Genomic DNA, 14,721 nt, shown 5'->3' with positions numbered 1-14,721 from the left:
GGACGCCGAGAACCCGGCCGGTCCCGGAGAAACGGCCGAGGCGGAAGGGCCGGAAGGGTCGGGAGAGCCGGGCGGGCTGGAAGGGCCGGGCGGGCTGGAAGGTACGGAAAAGGCGGGGTGGGCCGGTGTGCCCGACCAGTGGGACGAGGCAGTCCTCGCGACGCTGTTCACCCAGTCCGGCGTCGGCCTCGTCGTACTCGACCCGCAGCTCCGCCTGGTCCGCGCCAACGCCCACTTCGAGGGCGTCGCGACCAAGGAGTACATCGGCCGCCGCTTCACCGACGCCTTCCGGCTGGACGACCCGGAGGGCTCCGAGGAACTGCTGAAGCAGGTGCTCGCCGGCCGGGGCCCGGTCCGCGACCACCTCGTGAGCGGTCGGCTGCGGACGATCCCCGGCGACCGGCAGTTCCAGGTCTCCGCCTACCGCCTCGACGCCCCGGGAGGCGACCCGGACGACCCGGGCGGCGACCCGGACGCTCCGGGCGGCGACGGCCCCGGCGCCCCGGGCCAGGGCCACCACGGTGCCGACGCCCCCGCCCTCGGACTGGTGACCACCGTCGTGGACGTCACCGACCGCGAGCGGGCCCGCGCCCGGGAGACCGCGCTCACCGCCGTACGGGACACGGTCGGCGGCTCGCTCGACACCGCCGCCACCTGCCGCGCCCTCATCGACGCCCTGGTGCCCGGCTTCGCCGACCTCGCGGCCGTCGAGGTGGTGGACGACGTCCTGCGCGGCGTCGATCCCCCGGTGGGCCCGCTGCCGCCCGACACCCCGCTACGCCGCGCCGCGAGCGGCCGGTGCGACACGCCTGGCGACAAGCCCCAGCCCCAGCCTGACCCCGACCTCGCCCCCGACCCCCGGGAAGACCGCCCGCGCCCCGCAGGCGTCACCCGCCGCCTCCCCCTCCGTACCCCCTTCGCGCTCACCGCCGCCGACCTGCGCCCCCGCCTCGTCCCGCTGACCCCCGACACACCCTGGCTGGACGCCGACGCGCACGCGGCGCACGCCGTCGCGGAGAGCGGCGCGCACTCCCTGATCGTCGTGCCCCTCTCCCTGCGCGGCGCGGTCCTCGGGCTCGTCAGCCTCTACCGGTGCGGGGAGGCCGAACCCTTCGACGAGGACGACGTCACCCTCGCCATGGCGGCGGCCACCCGTGCCGCCCTCGCCATCGACAACGCCCGCCGCTTCGAGCGCGAACACGTCATCGCCTCGACCGTCCAGCGGCGGCTGCTCCCGCAGGCCGCCCGGGAACAGGCCGCCGTCGAGACGGCACACGTGCTGCTGCCCGGCCGGGACAGCGGCTGCTGGTACGACACGATCGCCCTGGCCGGCGCGCGAACGGCCCTCGTGGTCGGCCGGGTCGAGGGGGAGGGCCTGCAAACGGCCATCGTCATGGGCCAGTTGCGTACGGTCATCCAGGCGCTGGCCGATCTCGACCTGGAGCCGGAAGAGGTGCTGGCCCGGCTCAAGGACACCGCCGACCGTCTCGCCGAGGAGCGCGACAGCCTGCCCCCGGCCGACGTCCTCCAGCGCGAACCGCTCAGCGCGGGCTGCCTGTACGGGGTGTACGACCCGTTCGCCCGCACCTGCACCGTCGCCCGCGCCGGGCACCCCGCGCCGATCGTCGTGGGGCCGGACGGGCGGGCGGTGCCCTTCGACGTACCGGAGGGCCCGGGGCTCTTCTCCGACGACAGCGCCCTCTTCGCCCCCGCCGTCGTCACCCTGGATGTGGGCAGCCTGCTCGCGTTCTGCACCGCCGACCTGCTCACCGGAGACCGTGCCGCCGAACGCATCGCCGAGACCCTCTCCCGGCCGGGCCGCACCCTGCGCCAGGCCGGCGACGACGTCGTGTACGCCCTGCCCGCCGACACCCGCGCCGGCGGCGCGGCCCTGCTGCTGGCCCGTACGGGAACGGTCTCCGACCACAAGGTCGCCACCTGGGACCTGTCGCAGGAGCGCCGGGCCCCGGCCACCGCCAGGGCCCTCGTGCGCGACCGGCTCCAGGAGTGGGGCCTGGACGAGGACACCGTCGAGGCATCGCAGCTCATCGTCAGCGAACTGGTCACCAACGCCGTCCGCTACGGCACCCCGCCGCTGCGGCTGCGCGTCCTGCTCGACTCCACGCTCACCTGCGAGGTCCACGACGGTTCCCCCGCCTCCCCGCACCTGCGGCACGCGCGGACCGTCGACGAGGGCGGCCGGGGCCTGTTCATCGTCTCCCGCCTCGCCTCCCACTGGGGAGCCCGCCACGGCCCCGACGGCAAGGTGCTGTGGACCGAACAGGAGCTCCCGAGCGGCGAGTCGGAGGGTACGACGACGGCGCCGCCCCCGCCGGCCTGACCCCGCGGGAACGGACGCCGGCCGACGGCCCGGAGAGCGGCGCGGGCGGAAGCACGGGCGGCGGCCGTCATCGGCACTGTCAGAGGTACCAGGCACGATGGCCGGTATGAGTGAGACAACTGAGCCCGAAGAGAACGACGTTGCCCCTGTTCTGACCACGCCCGGGGAGTGGCGCGACTTCCTGGAGCGGTACGGCGAGCTGTACGTGAAGGTCCGCGCCGACGACGAAGAGGTGGACGACCTGCTGGACGACGAGCAGTCGGAGGCCCGGGACCGAGGGGAGCGGGTCGAGCCGTGGCTCGGGGAGCCCCCTGCCGGGGAGGAGGCTCTGGCGGCGTCAGAGGAGCGGCTCGGAGTTCGGTTCCCCCCGAGCCTGCGGGCGTTCTTCCTGGCGAGCGACGGGTGGACGCGCCTGGACGGCTGGGTGGACGGCATCCATCCGTGCGACCGCGTCGTGTGGATGCGCGACAGCGAGGCGGGCAGCCGCGTGATCGGGATCTACGCCTCGATACCCGGCAACGAGGACGAGGTCCGACTGTTCCGCCGGTCCATCGAAATCGCCCGGGGTGAGGACTACTGGCTGCTCGATCCGACCGACGTCGGGCCGGATGGCGAGTGGGCCGCCTACGAGTTCGCACCGAAGTACGGCGACCTCACGGACTACCCCGGCTTCTCCGCACTGGTCCACTCCGGCTACGAGAGCATGGAGGAGGACGCGGAGGACGAGGACGAGGACGAGGAGGAGGACGCAGAGCACGAGGACGCGGACTGAGCCCGCTCCCCACCGGTCAAGCACTCCCCGAGGAACGGCGATCCCGCTCGGGCCCCGCCGGTGGTGCGGTGTCCGAGTGCGACGGATTCCAGAGCTGGTCGGCCTCGCCGCGTGCGAGGTGGTCTTCGTAGATCCCCACCTTGTAGCGCATCACGTTCAACGCCTCGTTCAGTTCTTGGATCCGGGCCTCCACGTCCTTCTCGTGCCGGCGCAGCAACGCGAGTCGCTCGTGTTCGTTGCCCGGACCTTGCCGGGCCAGTTCGACGTACTGCCGGATCGCCTCCAGCGACATGCCGGAGGAGCGCAGTTTGGTGCAGACCGCCAGCCACTCCAGGTCTTCCTCGTGGTACACCCGGCGGCCGTTGGACAGGCGGCGTACGGGGTTGGCGAACAGGCCCTCGCGCTCGTAGAACCGCAGTGCGTGGACGCTGAGCCCGCTGCGCCTGGCTACTTCGCCGATACTCAGGTCCATGACCGCTCCGTAACGCAGCTCTTGATCTAGACCCGACTCTAGCTTCTAGTGTCGAGCCGCCGGCAGGCCAGCAGGCCGGCGATTCGGCAGGTCGGACGATCGTAACGAGGGAAGAGCATGAGTGTTTGGTTTGTCACCGGCGCATCGCGTGGGCTCGGGGCGGAGATCACCCGCGAGGCGCTGGAGCGGGGGCACAGCGTGATCGCGACAGCGCGGGACGCCGCGGCGGTGCGTGGGGCGTACCCGGACAAGCCGGAAGGCTTGCTGGCGGTCGACGCGGACGTGACCGAACCCGAGCAGTTGACGGCCGCGGTGGAGGCCGGCCTGGCGGAGTTCGGACGCATCGACGTCGTGGTCAACAACGCCGGGCACGGCCTCGTGGGGGCGATCGAGGAGACGTCCGACAGCGCCGCACGCGCGCTCTTCGACATCAACGTGTTCGGCGTGCTCAACACCTTGCGGGCGACCCTGCCGGCGTTGCGCGCCCAGCGGTCCGGGCATGTCGTGAACATCAGCTCCGTGGGCGGCTTCGCCACGGCGCCGGCCGTGGGCCTGTACGGGGCGTCGAAGTTCGCACTCGAAGGCATCTCCGAGGCCCTGCACGGCGAACTGGCCCCGCTGGGCATACGCGTCACCATCGTGGAGCCGGGCGGCTTCCGCACGGACTTCCTCAACACCTCGACGAGCCTGCGGGTCGAACCGGCCTCCATCGCGGACTACGCCGTCGGCGCCGGGCCGGTGCGCGAGGGGATGGCCGCGTCCGACGGCCGTCAGCAGGGAGACCCGGTGAAGGCGGCGAAGGCCATCGTCGACATCACCGAGGTCGACGAGCCGCCGCTGCGACTGCAGTTGGGCGCGGACGCGGTCGAGCGCGTCGAGGCGAAGCTGGACCGGGTGCGCCGCGAACTCGACGCGTGGCGCCACGTGGCGCTGTCCACCGCCATCTGAGCCGTTCCGGCTCGGGCCGGGGGCTCGAAGCGGAGCGGGCTCGGCCTCACCCGGCGGTTCGGGCGCGGCCCGGCGGAACAACGGCCGGCCGATCGCCCGGTTCGCACCGACCGGCCGATCGCGCGGTTCGCACCGACCGGCCGCGCTCGTTCCCGCAGAGTGGTGCCCATGACGACACCCGCAGAACCGCTCCGCTCCTTCCTCCGCACCCGCGCCTCCCTCGACGGCGCGGAGGTCACGTACTGGTGGTCCGGAGACGTCTACTCCTGGGCCCCGGACGAGCCCTACCAGCGCCTCTTCGGCTTCGAGGGCCTCAACGTCTCCCGTCTGGTGGAGGACGCGGAAGCCGGGCCGGACGCGTACCGGCTGCTCACCCGGGAGGCCGCGTTCTACCTGGACCCGGTCTCCCGGGAGATCCTGGAGAGCTGGCAGGACCTGCCCGTCGTACACGTCTGGAACGACCCGGCCAACCAGAAGCTGCGTCCCGCCCCGATCCCCACGACCGAGCTGGGCGGGCAGGTCTGCTTCAGTCCGGAGATCCCGCTCGCCTACCCCTCGCCGCTGCCGGTGGCCGAGTACCCGGTGCACTCGGCGGGGGACACGTACAAGGCCCTGGAGCTCTTCCAGTTCTTCGCCGACCGTGCCGACCTGGCGGGTCCGGCTCCCGGCGTCCCGGCGACCATGTCGTGGAGCCGGATGTCGCCGTGGCTCCCGTGGATGGCCCGGGGGCAGCGGCCCGGCGGGCTCACCTTCCACTGCCGGGGCCGCAAGCTGACCGCGTACACCGAGGTACCCGACCGCACCCGGGCGTACATCGCCGCCCGCCACCCGGAGTTCGCGCACGCCCCGGAGCGGTGGAGCGAGCCGAACGAGACGAGCTGGACGTACTTCCGCAAGCTCGACCCGCCCCAGAAGTAGCGCCCCAGAAGTAGCGCCGCAGGGGTAGCGCCCCAGGGGCAGGTCGGGACGGCCGTCTCGTACGCGGACGGCCCCGGGGCCCGCGCGGCGCGCCTGCTCCGGGGCCGTACGGGGACGCGGACCCGCCCGCCGAGGCCGCCGCATCGGCGGGCGGGCGATGGTGGGGGTGGTGCGGTGTGGTGCGGCGCGGGCTACGACAGGACGATGTTCCGGCCCGGGCCGCCGTCCGTCTTGTCCTTGCCGGAGCCGCCGACGATCAGGTCGTTGCCGGCCTCGCCGTGCAGCATGTCGTTCCCGGGGCCGCCGAGCAGGACGTCGTCGCCGTCGCCGCCCATGACGTGGTCGTCGCCGGAGCCCGCGTGGACGAGGTCCCGGCCGCCGTACCCCTCGATCATGTCGTCGCCCCGGCCGCCGTACATCCGCTGGTCGCCGTCGTCGCCCATCAGGTGGTCCATGCCGTCGCCGCCGTCCAGCACGACGCGCCCCATGACCATGTCGTCGCCCTCGTCGCCCCGGACCGTGTGCGCGGTGTGGGCGTGGAGGGTGTCGTCACCGGGTCCGCCGCTGACGGTGTGGACGCCGGGGTCGCTGGTGGCGATCTCGTCGTCGCCGTCGCCGAGGAAGACGTCGATGCGGTCCGGGCGGGCGCCGCCGGTGGGCAGTTCGCACACGACGTACGTCTCGACGCCCGGTTCCAGGTACGTGCAGTGGTCGCCCGGCTGGAGCGGAACCGCGTCGCGGAAGCCGATGCGCCGGACCCCGTCGCCCTGGTCCATCGGGACCACGTGGAGGTCGTTGACCTGCCCCGGGGCGGCGGTGAAGGTGATGGACTGCTTCGCCCAGTCGGCGCCGACGCGGGCCTTGCCCCCGCTGCCGGCGGCGGGGGCCGCGGCGGCCGGGGAGGCGGCGAGGCCGGTGGCGAGCAGGGCCACGACGGCTGCGCGGGCGGTGACGCGGTGGCGGGGCATGGGACCTCATCTCGGTGGGGGGCCGGGGGCGCCCGGAGCGGACGGTGCTCTGCTCGCTCCGGGCGCCGGCGGAGCCGGGTGGTGCCGTGCTTTCGTGCTTCTGTGGTGCGGCGCTTCTGTGGTGCGGTGGTGCGGTGGTTCCGTGGTGCCCTGGCGGGTCAGCTCACGTTGACGTCCACGCAGGCGTAGAAGGCGTTGACCGTGTCGGCGATGTTCCACACGGCCAGGACCTTCTGCTTGCCGGAGAGGCTGCCGAAGTTCACCTGGTGCGTGACGGTCTCACCGGGCCGCGCGCCGCCGTCGTTGAACTCGGCGATCTTCCGGCCACCGGCGTAGTACTGCCAGGTGCTGGTGGCGTGGCGGGCGGTCAGCCGCCAGTTGAAGCTGGTCGTGCGGCTGACCGGGGTCACCTTCCAGCCCTTGCTGTCGTTGTTGAGCTCGGCGAACGCCGCGTTGCCGCCGCTGCAGCTCGTCAGACCCTTCGGGCCCTCGACGCTCTGCGGCTCGTACTTGATGGAGCCGCACGAGACAGTTCCCGCGGCGCACTGGGCCTGCCGGCTGGGCGGCGAGGAAATGTAGCCGTGCGCGCTCGCGCTCCCGGCGGGCAGGGTGACGGCCAGGAGCGGGGCGATTCCCGCTCCGATGGCGACGGCCAGCATCCTCTTGCTCTTCATGACAACTCCTCTGTGGGGGTCGGGACTCGCCCGCACGGAAGCGGACAAGCGTGTGCATGACAAGCAGCGCCTCGCGGGGCGGTGGGGCTGCCGGGCGGGGCAAGGGGAGCGTACCCTGTTTGGTCTAGACCAAGCTAGGGTGCGCGAAGTTCGCCGGTACGGAACGGAGTTGGCGCGATTCCCTCCCTCCGGCCCGCCGGAGGGAGGGGCGTCGGCTCAGCCGTACAGCCGCTCCAGGACCACCGCGACGCCGTCCTCCGCGTTCGTCAGGGTCACCTCGTCGGCCGCCGCGCGCAGCTCCGGGTGGGCGTTGCCCATGGCGACCCGGAGCCCCGAACCGGCGAACATCGGCAGGTCGTTGGGCATGTCCCCGAACGCCACGATCCGCTCGGCGCCGACGCCCAGCAGCTCCCCGGCCGTCGTGAGCCCGGTGCCCTTGTCCACCCCGTACGGAGCCAGCTCCACCGTGCCGGGGCCCGCCATGGTGACCGTCGCGAGATCGCCCACGGCCCCGCGCGCGACGGCCGCCAGCGCGTCGTCCCCCAGCTCGGGGTGGCGCACCAGCACCTTGATCACAGGCTTCGCCCACAACGCGTCGCGGGAGTCCACGCGTTGGGCGGGGAGGGTCGGGTTCGGCATGCGGTAGCCGGTCTCGATCAGCGTCACCCCGTCCGCGCCGTCCTGGTCCACGGCGGCGAACACGGCCCCGACCTCCGCCTCGATCTTGCCGAGCGCGGTGTCGGCGGCCTCGCGGTCCAGGGTGGTGGAGCGCAACAGTCGCCCCGCGCCGGCGTCGTAGAGCTGGGCGCCCTGGCCGCAGACGACGAGCCCGGTGTACGCCAGGTCCGCGAGCAGGGCCCGTATGCCGGGCACCGGCCGCCCGGTCACGATCAGGTGCCGGGCCCCGGCTGCGGCGGCGCGCCCGAGGGCGGTACGGGACCGGGCGCTGACGGTGTCGTCGGGGCGCAGTAGTGTGCCGTCCAGATCCGTGGCGACGAGGGCGTGGGCGAGTGGCGTGGGCATGGCCCCACCCTAGAAGGCCCCGAACGGCCGCTTGCCCGCCGGAGCGGAATCCGCTAAGGGCTGTCCCGCCGGGAAGCGCGGGTCAGCCCTCAGGGCGTGATCGTGCCGCCCGCGTTGCGGACGAACCGGCGCAGCACCTTCACCGTGGTGACGTAGTCCTCCTCGCGGATGCCCGCGTGCAGGGCGGCGCGGAGAGCGGGAGCGTTGCCCTTGAGAGCGAGGCGTGCCTGTTCCCCCTCTTCGGTGATCCACAACGCGCCCTCCGGGGCAGGCCGCAGCCACTCCGGCCTCACCGGCTCCGCCGCCTCGGAGCCGGGATCGCCCTCGGGTCGGATGTGCGAAGCCACGGCCTCCTGGGGTTCGGGCAGGGGCATGCCCGCGCGGAAAGGAGAAGTCGCAAGTATGACAGGGTTCTGCTATGAGTATGAGGTCTGCTGAATCAGGCTTCCGTGCACCGACCGGAGGGAACGCCTCATGGCCCGCCCCATGACCCACGCGCACACGGCGCTCGTCCTCATCGACCTGCAACGCTGGATCGTCGACCGGCCCTGGCAGCCGATGGGCGGGGCCGCCGTCGCCGACGCCTGCGGGAGGCTGCGTGAGCACTTCGCGGCGGCGGACTCCGCACTGGTCGTCCTCGTCCGGCACGTCCAGGCCGACGGCGCCGACGGCGGCCTCGCTGCGGCCGCCAACCGGCCGGTCCCCGGATTCGCGGTCCGTGCCGACGAGTACGCGGTGGTCAAACACGGCCTCGACGCGTTCGAGGGCACCGGCCTCCACGAGCGCCTGCGGCGGGCGGCGATCATGGAGGTGGTGCTGGCCGGCCTGGCCACCGCGTACGGCGTCGAGGCCACGGCGGCCACGGCCGTACGCCTCGGGTACGAGGTGACCGTCGTCTCCGACGCCTCCGCCAGCGAGAGCGACGCGCAGCATCATGAGGCGCTGGACCGCCTGGTCGCGCTCGGTGTGCGTGTGCGCACGGTGGACTCCCTCGTGGGCTCGTAGGGTCCTCAGTCGCTGGGTCCGGGGCGTCCGGACGCCCCCTGGCGAGGGCGGCGGCCGCCCCACGTGCGGCGCACGCGGGGCGGCCGGTGGAGCGTACCCACGGCGAGCGGCGGCCGGTCAGTAGCGCGTACCCGCGGCGGCCGGTGCGCCGTCCAGCGCCGCCAGTGCGGCATCGTCCAACTCAACCGCGGCCGCGCCGGCGTTCTCCTCCAGGTAGCGCGGATTCTTCGTCCCCGGGATGGCCACGACGTTCTCGCCCTGCGCCAGCACCCAGGCCAGAGCCACCTGCGCCGGAGTGGCCCGCAACCGGTCCGCGACCTGCCGCACCCGGTCGACGATGCCGAGGTTCGCGGCCATCGCCTCGGACTGGAAGCGGGGCAGCAGGCGGCGGCCGTCCGCCTCCGGGAGGTCGTCCGCGGAGGTGATCCGGCCGGAGAGGAACCCCCGGCCGAGCGGCGAGAAGGCGATGAGGGTGATGCCTTGGTCGCGGCAGAACGCGAGAACTCCGGAGTCGACCGTGTCCCGGCTCCACAGGGACAGTTCGCTCTGCACGGATGCCACCGGGTGCACGGTCCCGGCCCGCCGGATCTCCTCGACCGACGCCTCCGAAAGGCCGAGGGCGCGCACCTTGCCCTCCCGTACCAGGTCCGCCAGCGCGCCCCAGCTCTCCTCGACGGGAACGTCCGGGTCCACCCGGTGGAGCTGGTAGAGGTCCACGTGGTCGACGCCCAGGCGCTTGAGGCTGGCCTCGCAGGCGGCGCGCAGATGCTCCGGACGGCCGTCGCGGTGGCTGGCATAGGTGGCGGGGTCGTCCACCACCAGGCCACCCTTGGTCGCCAGCACCACCTCGTCCCGCCGGCCGCGCAGCGCGCGGCCGACGAGCTTCTCGTTGGTGAACGGGCCGTACATGTCCGCGGTGTCGATCAGTGTGCAGCCCAGCTCCACGGCGTGCTGGACGACCAGCACGGAGGCCGCGTCGTCCCTGCCCCGTTCGTCGTACACCCAGGACATGCCCATGCAGCCCAGCCCCACGACGCCGACCTCCGGGCCGGACGTTCCCAGTGCGGTACCGCGCATCACGGTCCCCTCTCCTCGACGGCTCGTCGACGTCATCGACGTTCACGTGCCAGTGCGCTTTGGTGTGCTCGATGTCTACTCTATGACAGAACTCTTACACTCATGGTCGAGTGCTCCCGCAAAGGGCCGAAGACTCCTGCGTGGGAGACTGCTGATATGGGCGAGAACAGGACGACCAAGCAGGCGAAGGACCCGCGCGCGAACGTGACGGCGGCGGTGGGAGGCCGGCTCGGAAACAGGATCAAGCGGGCCGAGCAGGCGCTGATCGCGCGCAAGACGCAGGCCCTGCGTCCGTTCGGCCTGACCGTGCCCCAGTACTCGGTCCTGCTGCTGCTCTCGCTCTTCCCGGACGGGATGTCGGCCGCACAGCTCGCCCGCGAGAGCATGGTGACGCCGCAGACCATGTCCACGGTCCTCGCCAACCTGGAGAAGCACGGACTGACGGAGAGGGAGCCTTCTCCGCTCCATCAGAAGGTCGTCGTCAACCGGCTGACCAGGTCCGGACGCGCCGCGCTGAAGAAGGCGGACAAGGAAGCGGTGCGGGTCGAGGACGGTCTGCGGGCCGCGTTCACCCCGGAGGAGTTCGAGCGGTTCGAGGACTATCTGGAGCGGGCGATCGACGTGCTGAACGGGACCGGGTGACAACCCCGTTGTGCCCGTAGGCCGGGCCGAGTAGTGTCACGCGACGTGAACACCGGACCGGCTCTGAGCCACGCACGGATCGGCGATCCGGTGGAGGGCTGATCGCACGGTGGGTGCCGCGAACGCACCCCCTCGCTTCGGCACGCGGACCTCCCGGCACTCGCGCACCGCGAGTCCCTTTTCCGTGTCGAACACCCATGAGGTCAACCGCATGCCGGCCACGTTCAACCACACCATCATCGCCGCCGAGGACCGCGAGGAGTCGGCCCGCTTCTTCCGGGAGCTGCTGGAGCTCTCCGAAGCGCCGTCCTGGGGCCCGTTCACCAATGTCCAGCTCGCCGACGGCGTGCTCCTGCAGTTCGCGGAACCGCCGGTGGACATCCAGATGCAGCACTACGCGTTCCTGCTCGACGACGAGCTGTTCGACCGCGCGTACCAGCGGCTGTGCGATCGGGGTGTCGAGCACTGGGCCGACCCTCAGATGCGCCGCACGGGGGAGATCAACGACGAGCACGGCGGCCGGGGCGTGTACTTCAAGGACCCCGCCGGACACGCGATCGAGCTGATCACCCGCCCGTACGTGTAGCCCCGCCCGGCCCGTACGTGTGACCCCGCACGCGTAACCGGATACGGCAGCGGGCACGGGTCCGTCCCGCGCCCGCTGCCGTCGGCGGCCACCCCGCCGGCGGCCCCGCCGTCCGGGACGATCGCGGTGCCGCCGCATACGAGAAGCGCGACCATCAGCGTGCGCGCGCAGTGCTTGACGACCATCGTTCCGCCTCCTGGACGAGTCTTTCCGCATACGGTCGGTGGTGGTGGACGGCCATGAACACCCTCTCCGCGCCCCCGTGGGCATGTGGAGGGGTTCTGCTATCTGCAAGTCGATGCCGTGCAGGCCGCGGACGCCACCGAGTCCGGCGCTTCTCTGTCCCCCCGCGGCCGCACACGTGCTCCGCCGCGTGGGTGAGCGGAGTCGGCCCGCAGCGTGATTCCGCGCGGTCGCCCGGCTGCGATCGTCGGTGGAGGACGGACCAACCGCTCCGCCCCGGCCGACACCGAGGAGTCCCCGTGCCCCTTCCGACGCGTGCCGACGACCGCGCCGCCGCCTCTGTTCCTGCCCCTGCCCCTGCCTCTGCCCCTGCCTCTGCTCTTGCCTCCGCCTCTGCTCTTGCCCCCGCCTCTGTCGTTACGCCTTCCGCTTCCGCCCGTACCGGCCGCTTCCGTGCCGCCTGGCGTGCCGCTCACGCACCGGCGCCCGGCGTGACCCGGGGCTGGTGGCTGACCGCCTGTGCGGTGCCGCTCGTGGTCCTTCCGTCCAGCGTGTGGCGCATCCCGGCGGCATTCGGCCACGGGATCACCTTCGGCGAGCGGATGTACGTGGTCCTCCTCTCGGTCGCCTCCGAACTCCTCGCCTTCGCCGCGATCGGCTTGGTCGCCCGCTGGGGCGAGGTCTTCCCGCGCTGGGTCCCGTACCTGGGCGGGCGGCGGGTGCCGACCACGGCCGCGGTCGTCCCCGCAGCTCTCGGAGCCGCCGCCGTCACCTTCGTGTTCACCGCCCTGACCGTCGTCAGCGAGATCCGGGGCACCACGATCCGCGGCGACGAGCTGCCGAGCGACTTTCCCGGTCTGGCCGGTGGGTGGGAAGGAGCCTGGTTTCACCTCTGCTACACGCCGCTGCTCCTCTGGGGACCGCTGCTCGCCGTGCTGACGGTCGGGTACCACCGGCGCCGGAGCGGGGCCGCCCGCCGCACCGCCGGGGCATGAGGACGGGCCGAACGGCGAAGCCCCACCGCGCGGTTCGGTCGAACGCGGTGGGGCTTCGCCGCACGGAGGTCGCACGGAGTGCGGGGTGGAGCACGGCGTACAGCGTGCGGATCGGCGCAGCGGCCGGGCGGTGGCTCAGACGGTGCCGAGGCCACCGTCCCGGACGCCCGCCACGAAGGTGCTGAACGCGGCGGCGGGAACGGTGAGGACCGGCCTGGCCGTGTCCTTGGAGTCGCGGACGGGGACGATGCCGTGCGGGGTGGCGAGGTTGATGGCGACCTCGACGCATGCGCCGCCGTTGTTGCTGTAGGAAGAGGTGAACCATCGGGGGGTCTCGGTTGTCACGGGTGCCCTTCCGTCGTCGCGGATGTCCGCCGCCACGTCACCAGTGCCCGGCGGTACGGGCGCCCGGTGTCACGGGCGCCCGATGCTGCGGCTGTTACAGCTCGCCCGACTTGATACCCGTGACGAAGGCGGAGAACGCACCGGACCGCACGCTCAGCGCGGGCCCGGCCGTGTCCTTGGAGTCGCGGACGGGGACGATGCCGTGCGGAGCGGCGAGGTTGGTGGCGATCTCGACGCACTGGCCGCCGTTGTTGCTGTAGGAGGAGGTGAACCAGCGGGGGGTCTCGGTTGTCACTAGAAGCCCTTTCGCAACTGCCAGAACATGTCAACGGAGGCTGCCTGGGAGGGTGCTGCCGCCTGCAACTGATGGTAGGCCGTCAGATGAGGTACCACCGAGCTGCTTTCGCGCTCCAGGTAGCCCTGCTGTGCGGACTCCGCGTACGACATGAGCGAGCGGTCGGGCATCGTCAGGATGGTGATGGGCAGGTCGAAGGGGCGGTGCTCACCCATGTCGAAGGGCGCCACCTGGATCACGGTGTGGGGCTGCTCGGCGAACTCGATCAGTCGGTCCATCTGCGCCCTCATGACCTCCGGGCTGCCGACCGACCTGCGCAGGCAACTCTCGTCCAGCAGCGCGAAGACGAGCGGGGGGTTGTCCCGGACGAGGGCCGCCTGGCGCTCCGCGACCAGCGCGATGCGCTCCTCCGCCTGGACGGGCGTGATCGCCTTCCGCTTGACGGCGCTGTCGGCCAGGACCCTGGCGTACTCCGGGGTCTGGAGCAGGCCCGGCATCACGCCGACCTCGTACAGCCGGATCTCCGCCGCCCGGCCCTCGTAGATGAGGAACTCCGGGGAACCCTCCAGCATGCTGCCGAACTTGATGCGGCTCAGCTCACGCTCGAACGAGGCGTCCGACCCGACGAGCCCGAGTGCGCGGTCCGTACTGCGCGAAAAGCGCAAGGTAGCGAGTTTGCGGCCGGTTTCCACGGACGAGATGTGCGTACTGGAATAGCCGATCTCGATGCCCAGCCACTCCTGGGTCCAGCCCCGCTCGATACGGAGACCGCGCAGACGTGCACCGTAGGCGGCCTTGGCGGAACTCTCCGGATTTAACTTCTTGATGTTCATGGGCCACGACCCCGATCTTCCGTGCCGAAGAGGCAAGTTGAATGCCCACTCACGGTAGGTCACGCTGAAACGCCCCGGTAGTCGTTCGGCTACAGAGAGGAGCGATAGGTGTACGGCGAGAACCCTTGTCCGAATGCGCAGGACCCTCCCGATCCCGCGACCCCGGAGCCTCCCGACGCGGCGCCGGCCCACAAGCCTCCCGACGCGGCGCCGGTCCACAAGCCTCCCGACGCGGCGCCGGTCCACAAGCCTCCCGACGCCGTGCCGACGGCCCCGGAGCACCCTGTCGTCCCGCTGGCCCCGGAGCGTCCGGTCGTTCCCCCGGCCCCGGAGCGTTCCGTGGTTCCGCACGCTCCGGAGCGTTCCGTTGTCTCCCCGGCCCCGGAACCGCTCTTCCTCCCGGGCCTGGGCGCGCTGGTGGTGGACACCGGCCGGGGCGACCGGGTGGGGGAGTTCCGCGGGGTCGCCGGCCCCTACTGGTCGCTGCGGCCCGTGGGCGGCGGGACCGAGTGGGAGGCCGAGCCGCAGCGCGTACGCCCCGCGCTCCTCATGGAGCAACTGCGCGCCCGGACCGCCCGGCTCAACGCCCGCAGCCGGGGCGAGGTCCTGTGAACCCGGCCCGGGACGCGGGAGCGGCCGCGCCG

The 14,721-nt window shown here is 72.4% G+C and carries 18 protein-coding genes; 9 read left to right on the top strand and 9 right to left on the bottom strand.

Features of this window, described 5'->3' with window-relative positions:
* Window positions 1-127: 127 nt before the first annotated feature.
* Window positions 128-2,341 (top strand): ATP-binding SpoIIE family protein phosphatase, encoded by a 2,214-nt coding sequence (locus tag IF19_RS0117840; RefSeq protein WP_234313246.1) that lies wholly within the window; start codon window positions 128-130, stop codon window positions 2,339-2,341.
* A gap of 97 nt (window positions 2,342-2,438) precedes the next feature.
* Window positions 2,439-3,113 carry an SMI1/KNR4 family protein gene (locus IF19_RS0117835; protein ID WP_030112904.1) on the top strand — a complete coding sequence of 225 codons (675 nt, stop codon included), beginning with the start codon at window positions 2,439-2,441 and terminating at the stop codon, window positions 3,111-3,113.
* A 16-nt stretch (window positions 3,114-3,129) separates the two neighbouring features.
* On the opposite strand, the gene IF19_RS0117830 is transcribed toward IF19_RS0117835, so the two are convergent.
* Window positions 3,130-3,585, bottom strand: a complete 456-nt coding sequence (locus IF19_RS0117830) for a MerR family transcriptional regulator (RefSeq protein WP_050493623.1) — start codon at window positions 3,583-3,585, stop codon at window positions 3,130-3,132.
* Window positions 3,586-3,702: 117 nt separating this feature from the next.
* Between IF19_RS0117830 and IF19_RS0117825 the strand changes: the two genes are divergently transcribed.
* Together IF19_RS0117825 and IF19_RS0117820 are read left to right on the top strand one after the other, a co-directional pair.
* On the top strand, window positions 3,703-4,533 hold the full coding sequence (locus tag IF19_RS0117825; RefSeq protein ID WP_030112902.1) for an oxidoreductase: 831 nt from the start codon (window positions 3,703-3,705) through the stop codon (window positions 4,531-4,533).
* A gap of 168 nt (window positions 4,534-4,701) precedes the next feature.
* On the top strand, window positions 4,702-5,451 hold the full coding sequence (locus tag IF19_RS0117820) for a DUF1838 family protein (protein ID WP_030112901.1): 750 nt from the start codon (window positions 4,702-4,704) through the stop codon (window positions 5,449-5,451).
* A gap of 191 nt (window positions 5,452-5,642) precedes the next feature.
* On the opposite strand, the gene IF19_RS0117815 is transcribed toward IF19_RS0117820, so the two are convergent.
* From IF19_RS0117815 to IF19_RS0117800, 4 genes are all read right to left on the bottom strand, one after another.
* The gene (locus tag IF19_RS0117815) at window positions 5,643-6,419 is read right to left on the bottom strand and encodes a calcium-binding protein (protein WP_030112900.1); all 777 of its coding nucleotides are present in this window, start codon (window positions 6,417-6,419) and stop codon (window positions 5,643-5,645) included.
* Between the two features lie 158 nt (window positions 6,420-6,577).
* Complete coding sequence (locus IF19_RS0117810; RefSeq protein ID WP_030112899.1) at window positions 6,578-7,093, bottom strand: lytic polysaccharide monooxygenase auxiliary activity family 9 protein; 516 nt, start codon at window positions 7,091-7,093, stop codon at window positions 6,578-6,580.
* A 216-nt stretch (window positions 7,094-7,309) separates the two neighbouring features.
* On the bottom strand, window positions 7,310-8,116 hold the full coding sequence (locus IF19_RS0117805; protein ID WP_030112898.1) for an HAD family hydrolase: 807 nt from the start codon (window positions 8,114-8,116) through the stop codon (window positions 7,310-7,312).
* Window positions 8,117-8,205: 89 nt separating this feature from the next.
* Window positions 8,206-8,463 carry a hypothetical protein gene (locus IF19_RS0117800; protein WP_050493943.1) on the bottom strand — a complete coding sequence of 86 codons (258 nt, stop codon included), beginning with the start codon at window positions 8,461-8,463 and terminating at the stop codon, window positions 8,206-8,208.
* A 127-nt stretch (window positions 8,464-8,590) separates the two neighbouring features.
* Between IF19_RS0117800 and IF19_RS0117795 the strand changes: the two genes are divergently transcribed.
* A complete protein-coding gene (locus IF19_RS0117795) occupies window positions 8,591-9,121 on the top strand; it encodes a cysteine hydrolase family protein (RefSeq protein WP_050493942.1) in 531 nt (176 codons plus the stop codon).
* A 117-nt stretch (window positions 9,122-9,238) separates the two neighbouring features.
* Here IF19_RS0117795 and IF19_RS0117790 read toward each other — a convergent pair whose 3' ends face one another.
* A complete protein-coding gene (locus tag IF19_RS0117790; RefSeq protein WP_030112895.1) occupies window positions 9,239-10,198 on the bottom strand; it encodes an aldo/keto reductase in 960 nt (319 codons plus the stop codon).
* A gap of 156 nt (window positions 10,199-10,354) precedes the next feature.
* On the opposite strand from IF19_RS0117790, the gene IF19_RS0117785 reads away from it, so the two are divergent.
* The 3 genes from IF19_RS0117785 to IF19_RS0117775 all read left to right on the top strand — a co-directional run bounded on the left by IF19_RS0117785 (window position 10,355) and on the right by IF19_RS0117775 (window position 12,604).
* On the top strand, window positions 10,355-10,840 hold the full coding sequence (locus IF19_RS0117785; protein WP_030112894.1) for a MarR family winged helix-turn-helix transcriptional regulator: 486 nt from the start codon (window positions 10,355-10,357) through the stop codon (window positions 10,838-10,840).
* Between the two features lie 211 nt (window positions 10,841-11,051).
* Window positions 11,052-11,426 carry a VOC family protein gene (locus IF19_RS0117780; RefSeq protein ID WP_030112893.1) on the top strand — a complete coding sequence of 125 codons (375 nt, stop codon included), beginning with the start codon at window positions 11,052-11,054 and terminating at the stop codon, window positions 11,424-11,426.
* Between the two features lie 674 nt (window positions 11,427-12,100).
* The gene (locus IF19_RS0117775) at window positions 12,101-12,604 is read left to right on the top strand and encodes a hypothetical protein (protein WP_050504632.1); all 504 of its coding nucleotides are present in this window, start codon (window positions 12,101-12,103) and stop codon (window positions 12,602-12,604) included.
* A 135-nt stretch (window positions 12,605-12,739) separates the two neighbouring features.
* On the opposite strand, the gene IF19_RS0117770 is transcribed toward IF19_RS0117775, so the two are convergent.
* The 3 genes from IF19_RS0117770 to IF19_RS0117760 all read right to left on the bottom strand — a co-directional run bounded on the left by IF19_RS0117770 (window position 12,740) and on the right by IF19_RS0117760 (window position 14,077).
* Window positions 12,740-12,949, bottom strand: a complete 210-nt coding sequence (locus IF19_RS0117770) for a DUF397 domain-containing protein (protein WP_030122082.1) — start codon at window positions 12,947-12,949, stop codon at window positions 12,740-12,742.
* A gap of 94 nt (window positions 12,950-13,043) precedes the next feature.
* A complete protein-coding gene (locus tag IF19_RS0117765) occupies window positions 13,044-13,244 on the bottom strand; it encodes a DUF397 domain-containing protein (protein ID WP_030122083.1) in 201 nt (66 codons plus the stop codon).
* A complete protein-coding gene (locus IF19_RS0117760) occupies window positions 13,244-14,077 on the bottom strand; it encodes a helix-turn-helix domain-containing protein (RefSeq protein ID WP_030112891.1) in 834 nt (277 codons plus the stop codon). The genes IF19_RS0117765 and IF19_RS0117760 overlap by 1 nt, the downstream gene beginning before the upstream one ends.
* A 339-nt stretch (window positions 14,078-14,416) precedes the next feature.
* Between IF19_RS0117760 and IF19_RS0117755 the strand changes: the two genes are divergently transcribed.
* Entirely contained in the window at window positions 14,417-14,689 is a 273-nt protein-coding gene (locus IF19_RS0117755) for a hypothetical protein (protein WP_030112890.1), read from the top strand.
* Window positions 14,690-14,721: the final 32 nt, after the last annotated feature.

Origin of the sequence: Streptomyces californicus, from assembly GCF_000717645.1 — a bacterium.
In the GTDB taxonomy this organism is placed as follows: Bacteria; Actinomycetota; Actinomycetes; order Streptomycetales; family Streptomycetaceae; genus Streptomyces; species Streptomyces californicus.
Note: the sequence above shows the minus strand (reverse complement) of the source record. Positions and strands in the feature narration are given on the sequence as shown.

What these genes read in the sequence shown, in the direction of transcription:
- IF19_RS0117785 (WP_030112894.1), top strand. Translation starts at nt 10,355, where the DNA reads ATGGGCGAGAACAGGACGACCAAGCAGGCGAAGGACCCGCGCGCGAAC.
- IF19_RS0117760 (WP_030112891.1), bottom strand. Translation starts at nt 14,077, where the DNA reads ATGAACATCAAGAAGTTAAATCCGGAGAGTTCCGCCAAGGCCGCCTAC.
- IF19_RS0117790 (WP_030112895.1), bottom strand. Translation starts at nt 10,198, where the DNA reads ATGCGCGGTACCGCACTGGGAACGTCCGGCCCGGAGGTCGGCGTCGTG.
- IF19_RS0117820 (WP_030112901.1), top strand. Translation starts at nt 4,702, where the DNA reads ATGACGACACCCGCAGAACCGCTCCGCTCCTTCCTCCGCACCCGCGCC.
- IF19_RS0117780 (WP_030112893.1), top strand. Translation starts at nt 11,052, where the DNA reads ATGCCGGCCACGTTCAACCACACCATCATCGCCGCCGAGGACCGCGAG.
- IF19_RS0117810 (WP_030112899.1), bottom strand. Translation starts at nt 7,093, where the DNA reads ATGAAGAGCAAGAGGATGCTGGCCGTCGCCATCGGAGCGGGAATCGCC.
- IF19_RS0117825 (WP_030112902.1), top strand. Translation starts at nt 3,703, where the DNA reads ATGAGTGTTTGGTTTGTCACCGGCGCATCGCGTGGGCTCGGGGCGGAG.
- IF19_RS0117795 (WP_050493942.1), top strand. Translation starts at nt 8,591, where the DNA reads ATGGCCCGCCCCATGACCCACGCGCACACGGCGCTCGTCCTCATCGAC.
- IF19_RS0117830 (WP_050493623.1), bottom strand. Translation starts at nt 3,585, where the DNA reads ATGGACCTGAGTATCGGCGAAGTAGCCAGGCGCAGCGGGCTCAGCGTC.
- IF19_RS0117805 (WP_030112898.1), bottom strand. Translation starts at nt 8,116, where the DNA reads ATGCCCACGCCACTCGCCCACGCCCTCGTCGCCACGGATCTGGACGGC.
- IF19_RS0117815 (WP_030112900.1), bottom strand. Translation starts at nt 6,419, where the DNA reads ATGCCCCGCCACCGCGTCACCGCCCGCGCAGCCGTCGTGGCCCTGCTC.
- IF19_RS0117835 (WP_030112904.1), top strand. Translation starts at nt 2,439, where the DNA reads ATGGCCGGTATGAGTGAGACAACTGAGCCCGAAGAGAACGACGTTGCC.